Here is a 21921-nt window from a genome sequence, read left to right on the forward strand (position 1 = left end):
GACGAGATCCGCACCCCGGAGTACTGGGTGCGGCACGTGCGCGAGGCCGTGCGCTACGCCGACGGGGTCACCGCGCTGCGGGCCGCCGGTGTCGACACCTTCCTGGAGGTCGGCCCGCAGAGCGTACTGACGGCGATGGCGGCAGACGTGCTGCCCGGCGACGACGGCGTGCTGTCGGTCGCCGTGCAGCGTCGGGACCGGCCGGAGGCGCAGGCGCTGCTGCACGCTCTCGCCGAGCTGCACGTGCACGGCGTTGCCGTGAGCTGGCAGCCGTGGTTCGCCGAGACCGGGGCGCGGCGGGTGGACCTGCCCACGTACGCCTTCCAGCACCAGCGCTACTGGCCGGAGGGCACGCCGGCGAAGCAGGCCGCCCCGGACGGCGGCGACGCCGAGTTCTGGGCCGCCGTCGAGCGCGGCGACCTGGCCGCCCTCGCCGCCGAACTCGGCGACGACACCGAGGACCTGGACGCGCTCGGTCCGGCCCTGCCGCTCCTGGCGCGCTGGCGTCAGCACCGGTCCCGGGACACCGCCCTGGACGGGTGGTCGTACCGGGTCGCGTGGGAGCCGGTGCGGCCGGCCCCGGCAACCCGCTTGTCCGGGCGGTGGCTGGTCGTCACCGTCGACAGCGGCGCCGACGCGGGCGTGGCGAAGACCCTCACCCAGGCGGGTGCCCGGGTGGACACGCTGACCGTGTCGTCCACCCTCGCCCGCGCCGACCTGGGCGAACGGCTGCGCCGGATCAGCGGGGAGGGCTGGGCCGGGGTGCTCTGCGTGCTGCCCCGCCAGGACCGGCCCCTGACGCACACCCCGGCGGTGCCCGTCGGCACGGCGGTGCTGCTCACCCTCACCCGGGCGCTGACCGACACCGGCCTGCCGGGACGGGTGTGGGCGCTCAGCCGGACCGCGATGCCGGTCACGGTCGGGGAGCGGGCCGGCGACGTCTGGGCGGCCCTGGCCTGGGGTCTGGGCCGGGTCGTCGCCCTCGAACAGCCGGACCGCTGGGGCGGCCTGGTCGACCTGCCCGACCGCGCCGACCGGAGCACCCGCGCCGGGCTCGTCACGGTCCTCGCCGACGGCACCCTGGACCAGGTGGCCGTCCGCCGCAACGGCCTCTTCGGCCGGCGGCTGGTGCCGGCCGCGCCGCCCACGGGTGCGGGTTGGCGGCCCGCCGGGACGGTGCTGGTGACCGGCGGTACGGGTGCGTTGGGTCGGCACGTGGCCCGCTGGCTGTTGGCCAACGGGGCGGCCGAGGTGGTGCTGGCCTCGCGGCGGGGTCCGGCGGCGCCGGGCGCTGCGGAGCTGGTGGCCGAGTTGGGTGCGGTGCGGGTGGTGGCGTGCGACGTCACCGACCGGGCGGCGGTCGACGCGCTCGTGGCCGGGCTGCCGGAGCTGACCGCCGTCGTGCACACCGCCGGCGCGTCCGGCGGCACCACCCCGGCGTACGAGGTGACCGACGGCGAGCTGTCGGAGACCCTGGCCGGCAAGGTGCTCGGCGCCGTGCACCTCGACGCGGCCTGCCGGGGCCGGGACCTCGACGCGTTCGTGGTCTTCTCCTCGGTCGCCGGCGTCTGGGGCGGCGGCGGGCAGGCCGGCTACGCGGCCGGCAACGCCCTGCTCGACGCGCTCGTCGCCGCCCGCCGGGCGGCCGGCCTGCCCGCCACCGCCCTGGCCTACGGCCCGTGGGCGGAGGACGGCATGGCCGCCGGCGAGACGGCGGACGGCCTGCACCGCCGCGGGTTCACCCCGCTCGCGCCCGACGCCGCCGTCGCGGCGCTGGGCCGCTGGGTGAACGCCCCGGAGGCGGCGCCGGTGATCGTCGACGTCGAGTGGGCCCGGTTCGTCACGGCGTTCACCGCCGCGCGGCCGAGCCACCTCTTCGACCGGGTCGCCCCCGCCGTCGCCGAGGAGCCGGAGCGGCCGGAGAGCGCCGCCGCCACCGACGGGCTGCGGGCCAGGCTCGCGGCGCTGCCGGCGACCGGCCAGGAGGCGCTGCTGGTCGACCTCGTCCGCGCGGAGGCGGCGGCCGTCCTCGGCCACCCCACCACCGACCAGGTGCCGGCCGGCCGGGCGTTCCGCGAGCTGGGCTTCGACTCCCTCGCCGCCGTGCAGCTGCGCGACCGGCTGGGCCGGGTCACCGGCCTGACCCTGCCGTCGACCGTGGTCTTCGACCATCCGTCGGCGGCGGAGCTGGCCCGCTTCCTGCGTACCGAAATCGTGGTCGGCGCGGACGGCGGCCCGGCCGCCGGCGGCGTGGCCTCGGCCCGGCCGCCGGCGGACGAGCCGATCGCGATCGTCTCCATGGCCTGCCGCTTCCCCGGCGGGGTGTCCTCGCCGCAGGAGTTGTGGCGGCTGCTGGCCGATGGCGTGGACGCCGTCACGCCGATGCCCGCCGACCGGGGCTGGGACCTCGACGCCCTGTTCGACAGCGACCCGGAGCGGGTCGGCACCAGCTACACCCGCAGCGGCGGGTTCCTGCGGGACGTGGCCGGCTTCGACGCCGCGTTCTTCGGGATCAACCCGCGCGAGGCCCTCGCGATGGACCCGCAGCAGCGGCTGCTGCTGCACACCACCTGGGAGGTCTTCGAACGCGCCGGCATCGACCCGCACCGGGTGCGCGGCTCCGCCACCGGCGTCTTCATGGGCACCAACGGGCAGGACTACGCCACCCTGCTGCTGGGCGCCCGGTCGCAGGTGGAGGGCTACCAGGCGACCGGCAACGGCGCGTCGGTGGTCTCCGGCCGCCTGGCGTACTCGTTCGGGCTGCACGGCCCGGCGGTCACCGTGGACACGGCCTGCTCGTCGTCGCTGGTGGCGCTGCACCTGGCCGCGCAGGCCCTGCGCAGCGGCGAGTGCGACCTCGCGCTGGCCGGCGGCGTGACGGTCATGTCGACCCCGGGCGCGTTCCTGGAGTTCTCCCGGCAGCGCGGCCTCGCCGCCGACGGGCGGGTCAAGGCGTTCGCCGAGGCCGCCGACGGCACCGGATGGGGCGAGGGCGTCGGCGTTCTGCTGCTCCAGCGGCTCTCCGACGCCCAGCGCGACGGCAACCGGATCCTCGCCGTCGTACGGGGCAGCGCCGTCAACCAGGACGGCGCGAGCAACGGCCTCACCGCGCCGAACGGGCCCGCCCAGCAGCGGGTCATCCGGCAGGCGCTGGACAACGCCGGCCTGACCCCGGGCGACGTGGACGTCGTCGAGGCGCACGGCACCGGCACCACCCTCGGCGACCCGATCGAGGCGCAGGCGCTGCTGGCGACGTACGGCAGGGACCGCTCCGCCGACCGGCCGCTGTGGCTCGGGTCGGTGAAGTCGAACATCGGCCACACCCAGGCCGCGGCGGGCGCCGCCAGCCTGATGAAGATGGTGCTGGCCCTGCAACACGAGGTGCTGCCGGCGACCCTGCACGTCGACGCGCCGACCCCGCACGTCGACTGGACGTCCGGCGCGCTGGCGCTGCTCACCGAGGCGCGGCCGTGGACCGCCGAGGACCGGCCCCGCCGGGCCGGCGTCTCCTCGTTCGGGATCAGCGGCACCAACGCCCACGTGATCCTGGAGCAGGCCCCGCAGCGGCCGGAACCGGTCGCCCCCGACGGGGAACGGCCCGGGACGGCCCTGCCGTGGCCGGTCTCCGCCGCCGACCTGCCCGCGCTGCGCGAGCAGGCCGGCCGGCTGGCCGACCGGGTCGCGACGGGCGACGACCCCGCCGACCTGGTCGCCTGGGCGCTCGCCGACGGCCGGGCCCACCTCGGCCAGCGGGCCGCCGTGGTCGCCGCCGACCGGGAGACCCGGCTGGCCGCGCTGCGGGCGCTGGCCGGCGGCGAGGCCCACCCCGCGCTGGTCACCGCCCGGCGGCGCGGAGGCGGCCTCGCGGTCCAGTTCTCCGGCCAGGGCGCCCAGCGCCCCGGCGCGGGCCGGCAGCTGTACGACACGTTCCCCGTCTTCGCGGCGGCCCTCGACGAGGTCTGCGCGGCGTTGGACCACCAGCTGCCGCAGCCGCTGAAGCCGGTGCTGTTCGCGGCCGACGGCAGCGCCGAGGCCGCGCTGCTCGACGAGACGGTGTTCACCCAGGCCGGGCTCTTCGCGCTGGAGGTGGCCCTGTTCCGGCTGGTCGAGTCGTTCGGGGTGGTGCCCGGGCACGTCGCCGGGCACTCGATCGGCGAGATCACCGCCGCGCACGTCGCCGGCGTGCTGTCCCTCGCGGACGCCGCCACGCTGGTGGCCGCCCGGGGCCGGCTCATGCAGGCCCTGCCCGCCGGGGGCGGGATGCTCGCCGTCGCCGCCGACGAGGCGGCCGTGGTCGACTCCCTGGCCGGGCTGGGCGACCGGGTCGGCGTCGCCGCCGTCAACGGTCCCACCGCCGTGGTCCTCGCCGGGGCCCTCGACGCCCTCGACGGGCTGGAGCGGCTCTGGCGGGAGCGCGGGGTACGCACCCGGCGGCTGCGGGTCAGCCACGCGTTCCACAGCCCGCTGATGGAGCCGATGCTGGCCGGGTTCCGGGCCGTCCTCGACGGGCTGACGTTCGCCGCGCCGCTGCTGCCGATCGTGTCGAACCTGACCGGGCGGCTCGCCGGGCCCGACGAGCTACGTACGCCCGACTACTGGGTGCGGCACGTCCGGGAGGCCGTCCGGTACGCCGACGGCGTCGCCGCGCTGCGCGACGCGGGCGTGGACACCTTCCTGGAGCTCGGCCCGCAGGCGGTGCTGACCGCGATGACCGCCGGCCTGCTGCCCGGCGACGACGACGGGACGGCCGTGGCGGCGCTGCGCGCCGGCACCGACGAGCCGGTCGCCCTGCTCTCCGCGCTGGCCGCCCTGGACGCCACCGGGCGCGACGTCGACTGGGCGGCGGTGCTCGCCGTGCTCGCCGGCCCCCGTCCGGATCCCCGCCGGCTGCCCGAGCTGCCGACGTACGCGTTCCGGCCGCAGCGCTACTGGCCGACCCTCGACGTGGCCCCGACCCCGGCCGCCGACCCGGTCGACGACGCGTTCTGGCGGGCCGTCACCGACGGCGACCTGGGCCGCCTCGGCCTCGACCCGGACCAGCCGCTGCGCGAGTTGCTGCCGGAGCTGGAGTCGTGGCGGCGTCGCCAGCAGCTCGACGGCACCCTGGCCGGCTGGCGGTACCGGGTCACCTGGGAACGCCGGGCGCTGATCGGCGCCGACCCCGGCACGTGGCTGGTGGTGGCCCCGCCGCACCAGGTCACCGACCGGGTGCTCGCCGCCCTCACGGCCGGCGCCGCCACGGTGCACCTGCTGACCGTCGACCCGGCCACGGCCACCCGCGATGGCCTGGCCGCCGACCTCGACCGGCTCGCCGCCGCGCACCAGCCGACGGCGCTGCTCTCCCTGCTGGCGCTGGACGAGGCGCCGCACCCGGAGCAGACCGCGCTGCCGACCGGCCTGGCGGCGAACCTGCTGCTCGTGCAGGCGCACACCCGCCGCTCCGGCCCGGCGGTGCCGCTGTGGCTGGCCACCACCGGCGCCGTCGCCGTGGACGACGAACCGGTCGTGCACCCGACCCAGGCCACCACGTGGGGCCTCGGCCTCGTCGCCGCCCTGGAGCACCCCCGGCACGTCGGCGGAGTCGTCGACCTGCCGACGGAGCCGGACGAGGCGGCGTACGCGGCCCTGGCCGCAGCCCTGGTCAACGTCGACGGGGAGGACCAGCTCGCCGTACGGGAGGCCGGCGTGCACGCCCGGCGCCTGGTCCGCGACACCGCACGGCCGGCGGCCGGCGGCGGGTACCGGCCGAACGGCACCGTCCTGCTCACCGGCGGGACCGGGGCGCTCGCCCGGCACGCGACCGACTGGCTGGGCCGCAACGGCGCCGAGGTGCTCCCGCTGGCCGAGCCGGCGACGGGCAAGCTCGGTGACCTGATGGAGCAGCTCGCCGACGAGAGCCGGCCGGTGACCGCGCTCGTGCACGTCCCGGCGGAGACCGGCTCGGTGCCACTGGCGGAGCTGACCCTCGCCGGCCTGGCCGCCGACCTGGCCGCCACCGTCGGGGACGTGCCGAGGTACGCCGACGAGCTGGCGCACCGGCCGCTCGACGCGTTCGTGCTGTGCACCTCCACCACGGGGGTGTGGGGCGCGGGCGGCCGGGCCGGCCAGTCCGCCGGCGACGCGCTGCTGTACGCGCTCGCGGCGAACCGGCGGCACGACGGCCTGGCGGCCACCGCCGTGGCGTGGGGCCCGTGGGACGACGACCCCGAGTCGGTGGAGCTGGCGCAGCTGCGCCGGCGGGGCCTGCCGGGCCTGCCCCCGGAGCTGGCCGTCGAGGCCTTCGGCCAGGCGCTGCGGGAGGAGGCGGCCCTGGTGCTCGCCGACGTGCGCTGGGACCGGTTCGTGCCGACGTTCGCGTCGATGCGGCCGTGCCCGCTGCTGACCGGGGTCCCCGAGGCGGGCGCGGCGATGCCCGCCGACGACGACCGCCAGCCGGCGGACGACGAGGCGGCGACCGCGCTGCGGGAGCGGCTGCGCCCGCTGGGCCCCAACGAACGGGAGGGCGTCCTCGTCGAACTCGTGGGCGGCCTGGCGGCGGCCGTGCTCGGCCACACCGGGGGCGGAGGGCTGGAGCCCGACCGCGCGTTCCGCGAGGTCGGCTTCGACTCGATGACGGCCGTGGAGCTGCGCAACCGGCTCCGCGCCGCCACCGGCGTCCAGCTGCCCGCCGCCGTGGTGTTCGACTACCCCACGCCCGCGGCGCTCGCCCGGCACCTGCGCGACCAGCTCGTCGAGGACGGCGCCGCCGCGGCCGCGCCGCTGCTCGCCGAACTGGAGCGGCTCGACGGCGTCTTCGCGGCCGACGCGCCGGACCGGCTGACCCGCCAGAAGCTGCTGGTGCAGTTGCAGGCGTTCGTCGCCCGGTGGGGCGACGAGCGGGGCCCCGTCGAGGAGAAACCGGCCACGCACACCCTCGACGACGCCACCGACGCCGAGATCTTCGATTTCATCCATCGCGAGCTGGGCGGCCCCGGCGGCAATTTGCCGGGCATCTAGAAATGGTGCCGCGCGACCGTTGTCGACGGTCGTGACGCGCGCGGCCGGGCGGGCCTGGACACCCGCCCGGCCACACCCCGCGAGGGCGGTGCGCCGGACCGCTCGCAGGGCGGGTCGGCCCAGCCTGCGCCCCCGCCGCCTAGGGGCACCCGTAGGGGCACGCTAGGGGTTGTGACCGCCGTCCGGCGACAATTACCTTTCGTCCGGCGCGTAAGACCTGGTGGGGGCTGAAACGCTTTTTGTCTGGCAATTCGTGGTCGGCTGAATGGGCTTAGATCTTCGCGGCTTGTGGCGTCTGTGGACGGTATTGGGTCGCCTGTTTCTTTCCGGCCCGAAGAGGTGGCGTCAATGGCGACTGAAGATACGCTCCGGGAGTACCTGAAATGGGTGACGGCGGACCTTCACCAGACCCGGAGGAAGCTCGGCGAGCTTGAGGCGGCCAACCGGGAGCCGATCGCCATCGTCGGCATGGCCTGCCGGTTCCCCGGTGGGGTGGGCTCGCCCGAGGAGCTGTGGGAACTCGTCGACTCCGGCCGGGACGCCTTCTCCCCGTTCCCCGCCGACCGCGGCTGGGACCTGGCGCGGCTGTTCCACCCGGACCCCGACCACCCCGGCACGTCGTACGTCGCCGAGGGTGGCTTCGTCGACTCGGCCACCGACTTCGACGCCGCGTTCTTCGGCATCTCGCCGCGCGAGGCGCTCGCCATGGACCCGCAGCAGCGGCTGCTGCTGGAGGCCGCCTGGGAGGCGTTCGAGCACGCCGGACTCGACCCCTCGGCGCTGCGCGGCCACCAGGTGGGGGTGTTCGCCAGCACCACCGGCCAGGACTACGTGGGGTTGCTCCAGCAGCCGCCGCCCGGCACCGAGGGCTACATCCTCACCGGCACCGCGGCGAGCGTCGTGTCCGGCCGGATCTCGTACGCGCTCGGCATCGAAGGCCCCGCCGTCACCGTCGACACGGCCTGCTCGTCGTCGCTGGTCGCCCTGCACCTGGCCTGCCAGGCACTCCGGCAGGGCGAGTGCACCCTGGCGCTCGCCGGCGGTGCCACCATCATGTCCACCCCGTCCGCCTTCATCGGCTTCAGCCGCCAGCGCGGCCTGGCCTCCGACGGCCGGGTCAAGTCGTTCGCCGCCGCCGCCGACGGCACCGCCTGGGGCGAGGGGGTCGGCCTGCTGCTCGTCGAGCGGCTCTCCGACGCCCGGCGCAACGGCCACCCCGTCCTGGCCGTGGTGCGCGGCAGCGCCGTCAACCAGGACGGCGCGAGCAACGGGCTGACCGCCCCCAACGGCCCGTCCCAGCAGCGGGTCGTGCTCCAGGCGCTGGCCAGCGCCCGGCTCGCGCCGGAGCAGGTCGACGTCGTGGAGGCGCACGGCACCGGCACCACCCTCGGCGACCCGATCGAGGCCCAGGCGCTGCTGTCGACGTACGGGCAGGGACGGCAGCCGGACCAGCCGCTCTGGCTCGGCTCGGTCAAGTCGAACATCGGGCACACCCAGGCCGCCGCCGGCGTGGCCGGGGTGATCAAGATGGTGATGGCGCTGCGGCACGAGACCGTGCCGGCGACGCTGCACGTCGACGAGCCCACCCCCAACGTGGACTGGACGGCCGGCGCGGTGTCGCTGGTGACCGAGCCGCAGCCGTGGCCCGCCGGGGAGCAGCCCCGCCGCGCGGGTATCTCCTCCTTCGGCATGAGCGGCACCAACGCCCACGTGATCATCGAGGAGGCGCCCGCCGCCGACCCGGCCCCGGCCGACGCCCCGGACGGCCCCGGCGCCGCCACCGACGCGGGCACCACGACGGACGGGGGTGCCGACACCGCCGCCGACCCCGCCCCGGTCACCGGGGCCGGCCTCGTGCCGGTGCTGGTCTCCGCCCGCGACGCCGAGTCCCTGGCCGCGCAGGCGACCCGCTGGGCCGACTGGCTCGACGACCGCCCCGAGCTGCGGCTGACCGACGTCGGCTGGTCGTCGGCGCGTACCCGGGCCAGCCTCGAGCACCGGGCCGTGCTGCTCGCCGCCGACCGCGCCGACCTGACCGCCGGACTGCGCGCGCTCGCCGCCGGCGGCGACGCCCCGGGCCTGGTCACCGGTGCGGGCCCGCGCGGCGGCAAGCTCGCGTTCCTCTTCTCCGGCCAGGGCGCCCAGCGCAGCGGCATGGGCCGCGACCTGGCCGCCGCGTTCCCCGTCTTCGGCCGGGCGCTCGCCGAGGTCTGCGCCGAGCTGGACCGGCACCTGCCCCGCCCGCTCACCCCAGTGCTCTTCGCGCCCGAGGGCGACGAGGCCGCCGCGCTGCTCAACCAGACCCTCTACACCCAGGCCGGCCTGTTCGCCGTCGAGGTCGCGCTGTTCCGGCTCCTGGAGAGCTGGGGGATCGTCCCGGACGTCCTGCTCGGCCACTCGATCGGCGAGCTCTCCGCCGCGCACGCGGCCGGCGTGCTGTCGCTGCCCGACGCCGCCGCGCTCGTCGCGGCCCGGGGCCGGCTGATGCAGGCCCTGCCGGCCGGCGGCGCGATGCTGGCAGTCCAGCTCCCCGCCGACGCCGTCCGGGCCGCCCTGACCGGGGTCGAGGACCGGGTCGCCGTGGCCGCCGTCAACGGGCCCACCGCCGTGGTCGTCTCCGGCGCGGCCGACGCCGTCGAGGAACTCGAACGCCGCTGGGCGGACCAGGGCGTACGCACCAGGCCGCTGCGGGTCAGCCACGCCTTCCACAGCCCGCTGATGGAACCCATGCTCGCCGAGTTCGCCGCCGTGGTGCGCGGGCTGGAGCTGCACCCGCCGGCGCTGCCGATCGTGTCGAACCTGACCGGCGCGGTCGCCGACCCCGACGAGATCCGCACCGCCGACTACTGGGTCCGGCACGTGCGGGAGGCCGTCCGGTTCGCCGACGGCGTCGATGAGCTGCGCGCCCTGGGCGTGCGTACGTTCCTGGAGGTCGGCCCCAGCGGGGTGCTCACCGCGCTGGCCCGCGACGTGCTGACCGCGGCCGGCGCGGACGACGACACCGCCGCCGTGGCGCTGCTGCGCCGCGACCGCCCCGAGCCCGCGTCCGCGCTCACCGCCCTGGCGGAGCTGCACGTCGGCGGGGTCGACGTGGGCTGGGCGGAGCTGTTCGCCGGCGCTGGCGCCGCGCGGGTGCCCCTGCCCGCGTACGCCTTCCGGCGGCAGCGGTTCTGGCCCGAGCCGCCGCCCGCCGCCCCCGACGGCGCCGCGCACGACGGCGACGACGAGTTCTGGACCGCACTGGAGCAGGCGGACGTCGACACCCTCCGCAGCGAACTGGGCGACGACGACGAGCAGGTGCGGGCGCTGCTGCCGGCCCTGCCCGTGCTCACCTCCTGGCGCCGGTCCCGCCGGGAACGCTCCCTCGTGGACGGCTGGTCGTACCACGTGACCTGGCAGCCCGTGCCGGTCGAGGACACCGACGGCCCGGCGGGCCGCTGGCTGGTCGTGCTGCCGGCCGGCGACGCGCCGGCGTGGGCCGACGGCCTGGCCGGGCTCTTCGGCGACGCCGAGCCGCTGGTGCTGCGGGTCGGCGCGGCGGACCTCGACCGCGCGGCGCTCGCCGCCCGGCTGCGGGCGGAGATCGACGGCCGGCCGGTCGACGGCGTGCTCGCCGTGGTGGCCGGTCAGGACCGGCTGCTGCCCGAGCACCCCGGCGTGACCCTCGCCGCGGCCAGCACCCTCGCGCTGGTCCAGGCGATGACCGACCTGGACCTGGTGGCGCCGCTGTGGTGCGTCACCAGCGGCGCGGTGGCGGCGGCCCCGGGCGACCGGGTCGCGCACCCGCTCCAGACCGAGGTCTGGGGCCTCGGCCGGGCGGCGGCGGTCGAACAACCGCACCGCTGGGGCGGCCTGGTCGACCTGCCGGCCACCGTCGACGACGCCACCGCCCGGCGGCTCGCCGCCGTGCTGGCCGGGCACGTCGGCGAGGACCAGGTGGCCGTGCGGCCCGGCGGGACCTGGGCCCGCCGGCTGACCCCGGCCCCGCCGGCGGCGGACGAGCCCCCCGCCGGCGACTGGTGGTCCGGCACCGTCCTGGTCACCGGCGGCACCGGCGCCCTCGGCGGCCACGTCACCCGCTGGCTGCTCGGCCGCGGCGCCGGGCGGGTGGTCCTGGCCAGCCGCCGGGGCACCGCCGCGCCCGCCGTGGCGGACCTGCTCGACGCGTACGGCGCCGACGGGCGGGTCACCGTCGCCACCTGCGACGTCACCGACCGGCGGTCCGTGGCGGAGCTGGTGGACGCGCTGCCCGACCTGACCGCGGTCGTGCATGCCGCCGGCACCGACCAGCTCACCCCGCTGACCGACACCACCCTCGGCGAGTTCTCCCACGTCGTCGCGGGCAAGGTGCTCGGCGCCCTGCACCTCGACGCCTGCCTCGCCGAGCGCGAACTCGGCGCGTTCGTGCTCTTCTCCTCCATCTCCGGCGTGTGGGGCAGCGCCGGCCAGTGCGCCTACGGCGCCGGCAACTCCCTGCTGGACGCCCTGGCCGTCAACCGGCGCGACCGGGGCCTGCCGGCCACCGCCGTCTCCTGGACGGCCTGGGGCGGCGAACACGGCATGGCCGCCGAGAACGTGGCCACCGAGCAGCTCAACCGGATGGGCCTGCCGCCGATCGACCCGGAGAAGGCGCTCGTCGCACTCGACCGGGCGCTGCGCCGCCCGACGCCCTGCGTGACCGTCGCCGACGTCGACTGGACCCGCTTCCACCCCGCGTTCACCGTGGCCCGGCCCAGCCCGCTGCTCGGCGACCTGCCGCAGGTGCGGGCGCTCGTCGCGCAGGAGGAGGCCGCCGCGCCGGCCGCGGGTGCGGTCGCCGCGCCGCTGCGTCACCTCGCGGCGCTGCCGGCGGCGGAGCAGGAGCGGGAGCTGCTGAAGCTGGTCAACGAGCAGACCGCGGCGGTGCTGGGCCACGCCACGCCCGACGAGCTGCGCGGACGCCCGTTCAAGGACCTCGGCTTCGACTCGCTGACCGCCGTGGACTTCCGGGGACGGCTGAACAGCGCCACCGGCCTGCGGCTGCCCACCACGCTGGTCTTCGACTACCCCACCCCCGCCGAGTTGGCCGCGCACCTGCGCGAGCTGGTCTCCGGCGCCGCCCCGGCCGAAGCCCCGCAGACCGTCGTCGTCGACGCCGACGAGCCCGTCGCGATCGTCGGGATGGCCTGCCGCTACCCCGGCGGCGTCGACGGGCCGGAGGCGTTCTGGCGGCTGGTCGCCGACGGCGTGGACGCCATCTCGCCGTTCCCCAACGACCGGGGCTGGGAGATCCCCGAGCCGGCGGAGGGGACCCACCCCCCGGCGGGCGGCTTCCTCTACGACGTGGCGGACTTCGACCCCGCCTTCTTCGAGATCTCGCCCCGCGAGGCGCTCGCCATGGACCCGCAGCAGCGGCTCACCCTCGAGACGTCGTGGGAGGCGCTGGAACGGGCCGGGGTGGACCCCGCGACGCTGCGCGGCACCCGTACCGGCGTCTTCGTGGGCGCCTCCACCTCCGGCTACGGCACCGGGCTGACCGAGGTTCCGGAGGGGGTCGAGGGCTACCTGATGACCGGCGCCGCGCACAGCGTGATCTCCGGGCGGGTCGCGTACGCGCTGGGGCTGGAGGGACCGGCCGTCACGGTCGACACGGCCTGCTCCTCGTCGCTGGTGGCGCTGCACCTCGCCGGGGCGGCGCTGCGGCGCGGCGAGTGCGACCTGGCGCTGGCCGGCGGCGTGGCGGTGATGGCCACCCCCACGGCGTTCCAGGAGTTCTCCCGCCAGGGCGGCCTGGCCTCCGACGGGCGGTGCAAGTCCTTCGGCGCCACGGCGGACGGCACCGGCTGGTCCGAGGGCGTCGGCATGCTGCTCGTGCAGCGGCTCTCGGACGCCCGGCGGCAGGGCCGCCGCGTCCTCGCCGTGGTGCGCGGCTCCGCCGTGAACTCCGACGGCGCGTCCAACGGCCTGACCGCCCCCAACGGCCCCTCCCAGCAGCGGGTGATCCGGCAGGCGCTCGCCAGCGCCCGGCTGACCACCACGGACGTGGACGTCGTCGAGGCCCACGGCACCGGCACCGTCCTCGGGGACCCGATCGAGGCCCAGGCCCTGCTGGCGACGTACGGGCAGGACCGGGGCGACGCGGGCCCGCTGCTGCTGGGCTCGGTCAAGTCGAACATGGGCCACGCGCAGGCCGCCGCCGGTGTGGCCGGTGTGATCAAGATGGTGCTGGCGATGCGGGAGGGCACCGTCCCGGCGTCGCTGCACGCGGACACGCCGTCGCCGCACATCGACTGGTCCGCCGGCGACGTGGAGCTGGTGACCCGGTCCCGGCCGTGGCCGGCGGTCGACCGGCCGCGCCGGGCGGCGGTCTCCTCGTTCGGGATCTCCGGCACCAACGCCCACGTGGTCGTCGAGCAGCCCGTCGACACCGACGTGACCGGCGAGGCCGAGCCGGCCCCCGAGCCGGCCGCCGGGCTGGTCGCCGCCGACACGGTGGTGTGGCCGGTCTCGGCCCGCTCCACCTCCGCCCTGGCCGCGCAGGCGTCCCGGCTGGCCCGGCACCTGCGGGCCCACCCCGGCCTCGCCCCGGCGGCGGTCGGCTGGTCCCTCGCCGCGACCCGCTCGGCGTTCGACCGGCGCGCCGCGGTGCTCGGCGCGACCCCCGGCGAGCTGCTGGCCGGCCTGGACGCGCTCGCCGCCGGCACCCCGGCCGGCAACGTGGTGACCGGCACCGTCGCCAACCACGGCGCGGGCCCGGTGTTCGTCTTCCCGGCCGCCGCCCCGGCGGGCGCGGCGGCCGGCCTGGTGGGCCGCTGCCCGGTCTTCGACGCCACCCTCGCCGAGTGCCGGCAGGCCCTGGCACCCTGGGTCGACGTCGACCCGGCCGCCCTGCTGACCGGCGCGGACGCCGCCTGGGCCGAGCGGCCGGAGCTGGCCCGGCCCGTGCTGTTCGCCGTCGGGGTGGCGCTCGCCGCCGTCTGGCGGCACGCCGGGCTCACCCCGGCCGCGGTCCTCGGCGACGGCGACGGCGAGGTCGTGGCCGCCCACGTGGCGGGCCTGCTGTCCCTGCCCGACGCCGCCCGGACGGTGGCGCTGCGGGCCCGGGCCGCCGCCGGCGAGCTGGACCCCGCCGGCCTCCGCGCCGCCCTGGCGGGGCTCGCCCCGCAGCCCGGGACCGCCCGGCTGGCCTCCACCGTCACCGGCGACTGGGCCGACCCCGCCGCCCTCGGCGCCGACCACTGGGCCGACCCGGCCACCCTCGATGCCGGCCACCGGGCCGGGGGAGCGGAGCAACTCGACGCCGCCCTCCGCGCCGCCGTCGACGCGGGACACGTGACCTTCGTGGAGGTCTCGCCGGAGCCGGCGCTGACCACCCGGGTCGCCGCCGTCCTCGATGCGACCGGCGCCACCGGCCACGTCCTGGACACCCTCGCCGGGTCGGGCGAGGCCGCCACCCGGCTGCTGACCGGCCTCGCCACCGCGCACACCCTCGGCCTGACCGTGGACCACCGCCGGCTGCTGCCCGGGGCCGAGCCGGTCGACCTGCCCACGTACGCCTTCGACCGGCACCGCTACTGGCTGGAGCGCACCGGCGCCCACCGTTCGGTCCTGCCCGCCGTGGGCCTGGACGTGGTCGACCACCCGCTGCTCAGCGCGGTGGCCGACCTGCCCGGCGACGAGGGCCTGCTGTTCACCGGCCGGATCACCCTCACCACCCACCCGTGGCTGGCCGACCACGCCGTGCTGGGCACGGTGCTGCTGCCCGGGACGGCTTTGGTGGAGCTGGCGTCCTGGACCGGCCGGCAGGCCGGCACGGCGACCGTCGCCGAGCTGAACCTGGAGGCGCCGCTGGCGATCCCCACCGAGGGCGGCATCGACCTGCGGGTCCGCGTCGGCCCGCCGGACGGGACCGGGCACCGGCCCGTCGCCATCCACACCCGGCGCGACGACGACACCGGACCCGACGGCGCCCGGGCCTGGCAGCGGCACGCCTCCGGCCAGCTCGCCGACACCGTCGACCCGGACCCCGCTCCGGTCGCCGTGTGGCCGCCCGCCGACGCCGAGCCGATCGCCCTCGACGGGCTCTACGCCCGGCTCGCCGCCCAGGGCTACCACTACGGCCCGGTGTTCCGCGCGCTGCGCGCCGCGTGGCGGTCGGGCCCGGACATCCTGGCCGAGGTCGCCCTGGACGCCGACGCGTCCACCGACACCACGGCCTTCTCGGTGCACCCGGCCCTGATGGACGCGGCGCTGCACGCCATCGGCGCCAGCGCCACAGCCGGTGCCACCGACGCCCCGGCCGGCGGCGCGACGCCGGCCCCCGACGGCGGCCCCGACATCCGCCCGGGCCTGCCGTTCACCTGGTCGGGCGTGACCATTCGACCCACCCGCGCCCGCGAGCTGCGGATCCGGCTGCGCGCCACCGACGCCGGGTCCGTGGCCCTGACGATCACCGACACCGGCGCGACGCCGGTCGCCTCCGTCGACGGTCTGGTGCTGCGGCCCATCTCCGGCGAGCAGCTCAGCGCCGCCCGCCGGTCGGCCAGCCGGTCCCTGCACCGCCTCGACTGGGTCGCCCCCGCCACCGGCCGCGCCGACGGCACGTCCCGGCTGGTCGCCCTGGGCGACGACTGGCCCGGCGCCGACCGGCTCCCGGACCTGTCGGCGCTGGTGGCCGAGGTGCGCGCGGGCGGTCCCGTGCCCGACGCGGTGGTGGTGACCTGCGCCGGACCGGCCGCCGACGAGCCGCACCCGGCCCGCCAGGCGCACCGGGTCGCCCACCGCATGCTCGCGCTGGCCCAGCAGTGGCTCGCCGAGGAGTCCCTCGCCGCCGCCCGGCTGGTGGTGGTCACCCGCGGCGCGGTCCGGGTCGAGCCGGACGAGCGGATCGCCGACGTGCCGGCGGCCACCGCCTGGGGCCTGCTGCGCTCCGCGCAGTCGGAGAACCCGGACCGGATCGTGCTGCTCGACGTCGACCACGACGCGCCGGCCGCCGCGCTGCTGCCGGCGGCCCTGGCCACGGGCGAACCCCAGCTCGCGGTACGCGCCGGCCAGCTCCGGGTGCCCCGGCTGACCCGGCTCGGCCCGCCCCCGGCCGAGGTGCCCGGCCCCGACCTGGCCGCCGGCACCGTCCTCGTGACCGGGGCGACCGGCCTGCTCGGGCGGCTCGTGGCGCGACGGCTGGTGACCCGGCACGACGTACGGCACCTGCTGCTGGTCAGCCGCAGCGGGGCGGACGCCCCGGGCGTCGCCGCGCTGGTCGACGAGCTGGCCGGGCTGGGCGCCACCGCCCGGGTGGTCGCCTGCGACGTCACCGACCGAGACGCGCTCGCCCTGCTGGTCGACCAGATCCCCGCCGACCTGCCGCTGACCGGCGTGGTGCACGCGGCCGGGGTGCTCGACGACGGCGTCCTGCCCGCGCTCACCCCGGACCGCTTCGACACCGTGCTGCGCCCCAAGGTCGACGCGGCCTGGCACCTGCACGAGCTGACCGAGAAGCTGGACCTGGCCGCGTTCGTGCTCTTCTCCTCGGCGGCCGGCCTCTTCGGCGGCCCCGGGCAGGCCAACCACGCGGCGGCGAACTGCTTCCTCGACGCCCTCGCCCAGCACCGGCGCGACCGGGGACTCCCGGCGCTCTCGCTGGCCTGGGGCCCGTGGGTCAACGACACCGGCGACGGCCAGACCGGGCACGTCGACGAGGCCCGGATGAACCGGGGCGGCTTCGTCCCGCTCGGCGCCGACGAGGGCATGGACCTGTTCAGCGAGGCGCTGCGCTTCGCCGAGCCGGTGGTCGTACCGGTCAACCTGGACCTCGCGCTGATCGGCCGGCACGGGCCGGCGGCGGTACCGTCGGTGCTGCGGTCGCTGGTCCGGCCGGCGTCGACCGGCGCGGTGCGGGCCGCCGAGCGCGACCCGGCCGAGGCGCTGCGGGAGACCCTCGCCGCCACGGCGGAGGCCGACCGCGACCAGGTGCTCTCCGACCTGGTCCGCACCCACGCCGCCGCGGTCCTCGGCTACGCGTCGATCCGCTCGATCGACGTCGAGCGCGGCTTCGTCGAGCTGGGCTTCGACTCGCTGACCGCCGTCGAGTTCCGCAACCGGCTCAACGCGGCCACCGGGCTGCGGCTGCCGTCCACGCTGATCTACGACCGGCCGACCACGGCCGCGCTCGTCGAGTACCTGCGGGGCGCGCTGCTGGCGGAGCGGAGCACCTCCGCGCTGACGGTGCTCGGCGAGCTGAACAAGCTGGAGCACGCCATGCGGGCGGTGGCCACCGGTGACACCGACCGGGCCGCCGTCGGCGCCCGGCTGCGCGAACTGCTCTCCCTGTGGACCTACACCGAGTCCGGTGCGGACTCCCCCGCCGACGACGGCGCCAGCCTCGAGTCGGCCTCCGCCGAAGAGATCTTCAGCCTGCTGGACGAAGAGTTCGGCTCGGCCTGATCCGGCATGTCGCACACCTCGAACCCCGATACGGAGTGGCCCGATGCCCACTGAGGCAGAGTTCCTCGACTACCTCCGGCGTGCGACTGCCGACCTGCGCGACGCGCGCCGGCGGGTGCGCGAGGTGGAGGCCAAGGACCGCGAGCCGATGGCCGTCATCGGGATGGCGTGCCGGTTCCCGGGCGGCGTGTCCAGCCCGGCGGAGCTGTGGGACCTCGTCGACCGGGGCGGCGACGGGGTGGGCGACTTCCCGACCGACCGGGGCTGGGACCTGGAGCGGCTCTTCCACGTCGACCCGGACAACCCGGGCACGTCGACCAGCAACCAGGGCGGCTTCCTCTACGACGCGCCGCAGTTCGACCCGGGCTTCTTCGGCATCAGCCCCCGCGAGGCCCTGGCGATGGACCCCCACCAGCGGCTGCTGCTGGAGACCTCCTGGGAGGCGTTCGAACACGCCGGCATCGACCCGCAGCGGCTACGCGGCAGCCGGACCGGCGTCTTCGCCGGGGTGATGTACCACGACTACGCGTCGCGGGTGCTGGACCTGCCCGACGGCGTCGAGGGCTACATCGGCACCGGCAACTCCGGCAGCGTGGTGTCGGGGCGGGTGGCGTACACCTTCGGGCTCGAGGGCCCGGCGGTCACGGTGGACACGGCGTGCTCGTCGTCGCTGGTCGCCGTGCACCTCGCGACGCAGGCGCTGCGCCAGCGCGACTGCGACTTCGCGCTCGCCGGTGGCGTGACGGTGATGTCCACCCCGGGCACCTTCGCCGACTTCTCCCGCCAGCGGGGCCTGGCCTCGGACGGCCGGTGCAAGTCGTTCGCCGCCGCCGCCGACGGCACCGGCTGGTCCGAGGGCGTCGGCGTGCTGCTGTTGCAGCGGCTGTCGGACGCCCGCCGGGACGGCCGGCGCATCCTGGCCGTGGTCCGGGGCAGCGCCGTCAACCAGGACGGCGCCAGCAGCGGGCTCACCGCGCCCAACGGCCCGTCGCAGGAGCGGGTGATCCGGCAGGCCCTCGCGAACGCCCGGCTCTCGCCGGCCGACGTCGACGTGGTGGAGGCGCACGGCACCGGCACCACGCTGGGCGACCCGATCGAGGCGCAGGCGCTGCTGGCCACGTACGGGCAGGACCGGGGCGACGGCGGGCCGCTCTGGCTGGGCTCGGTCAAGTCGAACCTGGGGCACACCCAGGCCGCCGCGGGCGCCGCCGGTCTGATCAAGATGATCGAGGCGATCCGGCACCGCACCATGCCCGCCACCCTGCACGTCGACGAGCCGTCCCCGCACATCGACTGGTCCGCCGGGCAGGTCTCGCTGCTGACCGAGGCACGCCCGTGGTCGGCCACCGACCGGCCGCGCCGGGCCGCCGTGTCGTCGTTCGGCATCAGCGGTACGAACGCGCACGTCATCCTGGAGGAGGCGCCCGTCGACGACGCCCCGTCCACGGACGGGGCCCCGCCCGTCGCCGACGCCCCGGTGACGCTCCCGCTCGCCCCGGTGTTCCTCTCCGCCCGTACGCCCGAGGCGCTCGCCGGGCAGGCCGGGCGCTGGGCCGACCACCTCGCCCGCGTCGACGGCCTCCGCCCGGTGGACGTCGCGCTCTCCTCGGTCAACCGCGCCGGGCTCGAACACCGCGCGGTGGTCGTGGCCGGCGACGCCGGCGACCTGCTCGCCGGGCTGCGGGCCCTCGCCGCCGGCGAGCCGACCGGCACCGTCACCACCGGGGCGTCGTCCCCGCGCGGCAGGGTGGCTTTCCTCTTCTCCGGGCAGGGCGCGCAGCGCGCCGGCATGGGCCGCGAGCTGTACGGGACCTTCCCGGTCTTCGCCGCCGCCCTGGACGAGGTGTGCGGGCACCTCGACCCGCTGCTGCCGCGCGCGCTGCGCGAGGTGCTGTTCGCCGCGGCGGGCACGCCCGAGGCGGAGCTGCTGGACCAGACGGTCTTCACCCAGGCGGGGCTCTTCGCCGTCGAGGTGGCGCTGTTCCGGCTCGTCGAGTCGCTCGGGGTCGCGCCGGACCTGGTGGCCGGGCACTCCATCGGCGAGATCGCGGCGGCGCACGTGGCGGGGGTGCTGTCCCTGGCCGACGCGTGCGCGCTGGTCGCGGCGCGCGGCCGGCTCATGCAGGCCCTGCCGGCGGGCGGCGGCATGCTCGCCGTGGCGGCCGACGAGGCCGCGGTGGCCGCCTCCCTGGCGGGGCTGACCGGCCGGCTCGACGTGGCCGCCGTGAACGGTCCCGCCGCCGTGGTGGTGGCGGGCGACGCCGAGGCCCTCGACGAGGTGCAGCGGGTGTGGTCGGAGCGGGGCGTGCAGACCCGCCGGCTGCGGGTCAGCCACGCCTTCCACAGCGCGCGGATGGACCCGATGCTCGCCGAGTTCGCGGCCGTCGCCGATCAGCTGACGTACCGGCCGCCGACGATCCCGGTGGTGTCGAACCTGACCGGCCGCATCGCCGACGCCGACCAGCTCTGCGACCCGGGCTACTGGGTGCGGCACGTACGCGGCACGGTGCGCTTCGCCGACGCCGTCGACTGCCTGCGCGCCGAGGAGGTCGACACCTACCTGGAGGTGGGCCCGAACGGCGTCCTGACCGCCATGGCGCAGAACTGCCTCGGCGAGCGGACGGAGGACGAGACCGCGCCCCTGCTGGCTCCGGTGTCGCGCCACGACCGGCCCGAGCCGCAGGCTCTCCTGGAGGCCCTCGCGCAGCTGCACGTGCACGGCCTGACCGTGGGCTGGGCGGACCTGCTCGGCCGGGCCGGCGGCCGGCACGTGGACCTGCCGACGTACGCGTTCCAGCACCAGCGCTTCTGGCTGGAGCCGGCGGGCCGCTGGACGGACGTCTCCGGGGCGGGCCTCGGGGCGGCCGGGCACCCGCTGCTCGGCGCGGCCGTCTCCGTGGCCGGCGAGGACATGGTGGTGCTGACCGGCCGCCTGTCCACGTCGACGCACGCGTGGCTCGCCGACCACTCGGTCTCCGGCGTGGTGATCGTGCCGGGCGCCGCCCTGGTCGAGCTGGCGGTGCGGGCGGGCGACGAGGTGGGCGCGTCGCGGGTACGCGAGCTGACCGTTGCCGCGCCGCTGGTGCTGCCGGAGGGCGGCGCGGTGCGGGTGCAGGTGCGCGTCGGCGCGGCCGACGAGGCCGGCACCCGGTCGGTGACCGTGCACTCCCAGCCGGAGGAGGCCGTCGACCCGGAGTGGGTCCGGCACGCGGAGGGCGTGCTGGAGCCGGCGTCGGCCGACGAGCCGGGCGTGGGGGAGTGGCCGCCGGCGGGCGCGTCGGAGCTGGACCTGGCGGGCTGGTATCCGGCGCTGGCGGAGCGCGGCCTGGCGTACGGGCCGGTGTTCCGGGGGCTGCGTCGGGTGTGGACCGGCGGCGACGAGGTGTTCGCCGAGGTCGCGTTGCCGGACGAGGTGGCGGGCGACGCGGCGGGATTCGGGGTGCACCCGGCGTTGCTGGACGCGGCGCTGCACCCGATCGGGCTGCTGCCCGGCGCGGAGGAGTCGGGCGGGCCGCGGGTGCCGTTCGCGTTCGAGGGTGTGCAGGTGCACGCCTCGGGTGCGCGAATGCTGCGGGTGCGGTTGACGCGGGCGGGTTCGGCGGTGCGGTTGGTCGCGTGCGACGAGTCGGGTGCGGCCGTGGTGTCGGTCGACTCGCTGGCGCTGCGGGAGCTGACCGGGGTGTCGTCCCCGGGCGAGGCGGCCCGGTCGTTGTTCGAGGTCGCCTGGCAGGCCCAGGAGGTCACCCCGACCGACGAGGTCTCCGGGTGGGCGCTGGTGGGCTCGCCGGCCGCCGCCGACCTGCCGGCGTTCGCCGACGTCGAGGCGGTGACCGCGGCGACGGACGTGGCGCCGCGCCTGCTGCTGGTGCCGGCGGGCGGCGCGCAGCGGCCCGACCACGAGGGCGCGGCGGACGCCGGCCACGACAACGACCCCGAGGCGGTACGCGCGGCGACGTCGCAGGTGCTGGCGACGGTGCGGTCCTGGCTGGCGGCGGACGCGTTGGCGGATTCGCGGTTGGTGGTGGTGACGCGGGGCGCGGTGTCGGTGGGCGCCGAGGACCGGGTGACCGACCTGGCGGGTGCGGCGGTGTGGGGTCTGCTGCGCTCGGCGCAGTCGGAGCATCCGGGTCGCATCGTCCTGGCGGATGTCGACGGTGACGTGGACGCCGGCCTGTTGGGTGTGCTGGCTGCGGTGGCTGAGGAGCCGGTGTCGTTCGGCGGGCAGGTGGCGGTGCGCTCCGGTGGGGTGTTCGTGCCGCGTCTGGTGCGCGCGGTGGCCCCGTCGGCGGCGGAGATGCCGGTCGTGGGTGACGGTGCGGTGCTGGTGACCGGTGGTACGGGTGCGCTGGGTGCGTTGGTGGCGGAGCATCTGGTGTCGGTGTACGGGGTGCGGTCGTTGGTGCTGGTGTCGCGGCGTGGCCCGGAGGCCGCGGGTGCGGGCGAGTTGTCGGAGCGGCTGTCGGCGTTGGGTGCGTCGGTGCGGGTGGTCGCGTGTGACGTGAC

At 77.3% G+C, this 21921-nt stretch carries 3 protein-coding genes; all 3 read left to right on the forward strand.

Going from position 1 to position 21921, the window contains the following annotated elements; genetic code table 11:
- The coding region (locus tag ACFHW0_RS30845) for an SDR family NAD(P)-dependent oxidoreductase (RefSeq protein ID WP_416613145.1) at nucleotides 1-6996 on the forward strand (6996 nt) is incomplete at its 5' end.
- Between the two features lie 348 nt (nucleotides 6997-7344).
- Nucleotides 7345-17418: a type I polyketide synthase gene (locus ACFHW0_RS30850; RefSeq protein ID WP_416613146.1), complete on the forward strand. Its 10074-nt coding sequence runs from the start codon at nucleotides 7345-7347 to the stop codon at nucleotides 17416-17418.
- A gap of 43 nt (nucleotides 17419-17461) precedes the next feature.
- A partial coding sequence (locus ACFHW0_RS30855) for a beta-ketoacyl synthase N-terminal-like domain-containing protein (RefSeq protein WP_416613147.1) occupies nucleotides 17462-21921 on the forward strand: 4460 nt, incomplete at its 3' end.

Origin of the sequence: Micromonospora sp. LOL_025, assembly GCF_048060285.1 — a bacterium.
GTDB lineage: Bacteria > Actinomycetota > Actinomycetes > Mycobacteriales > Micromonosporaceae > Micromonospora.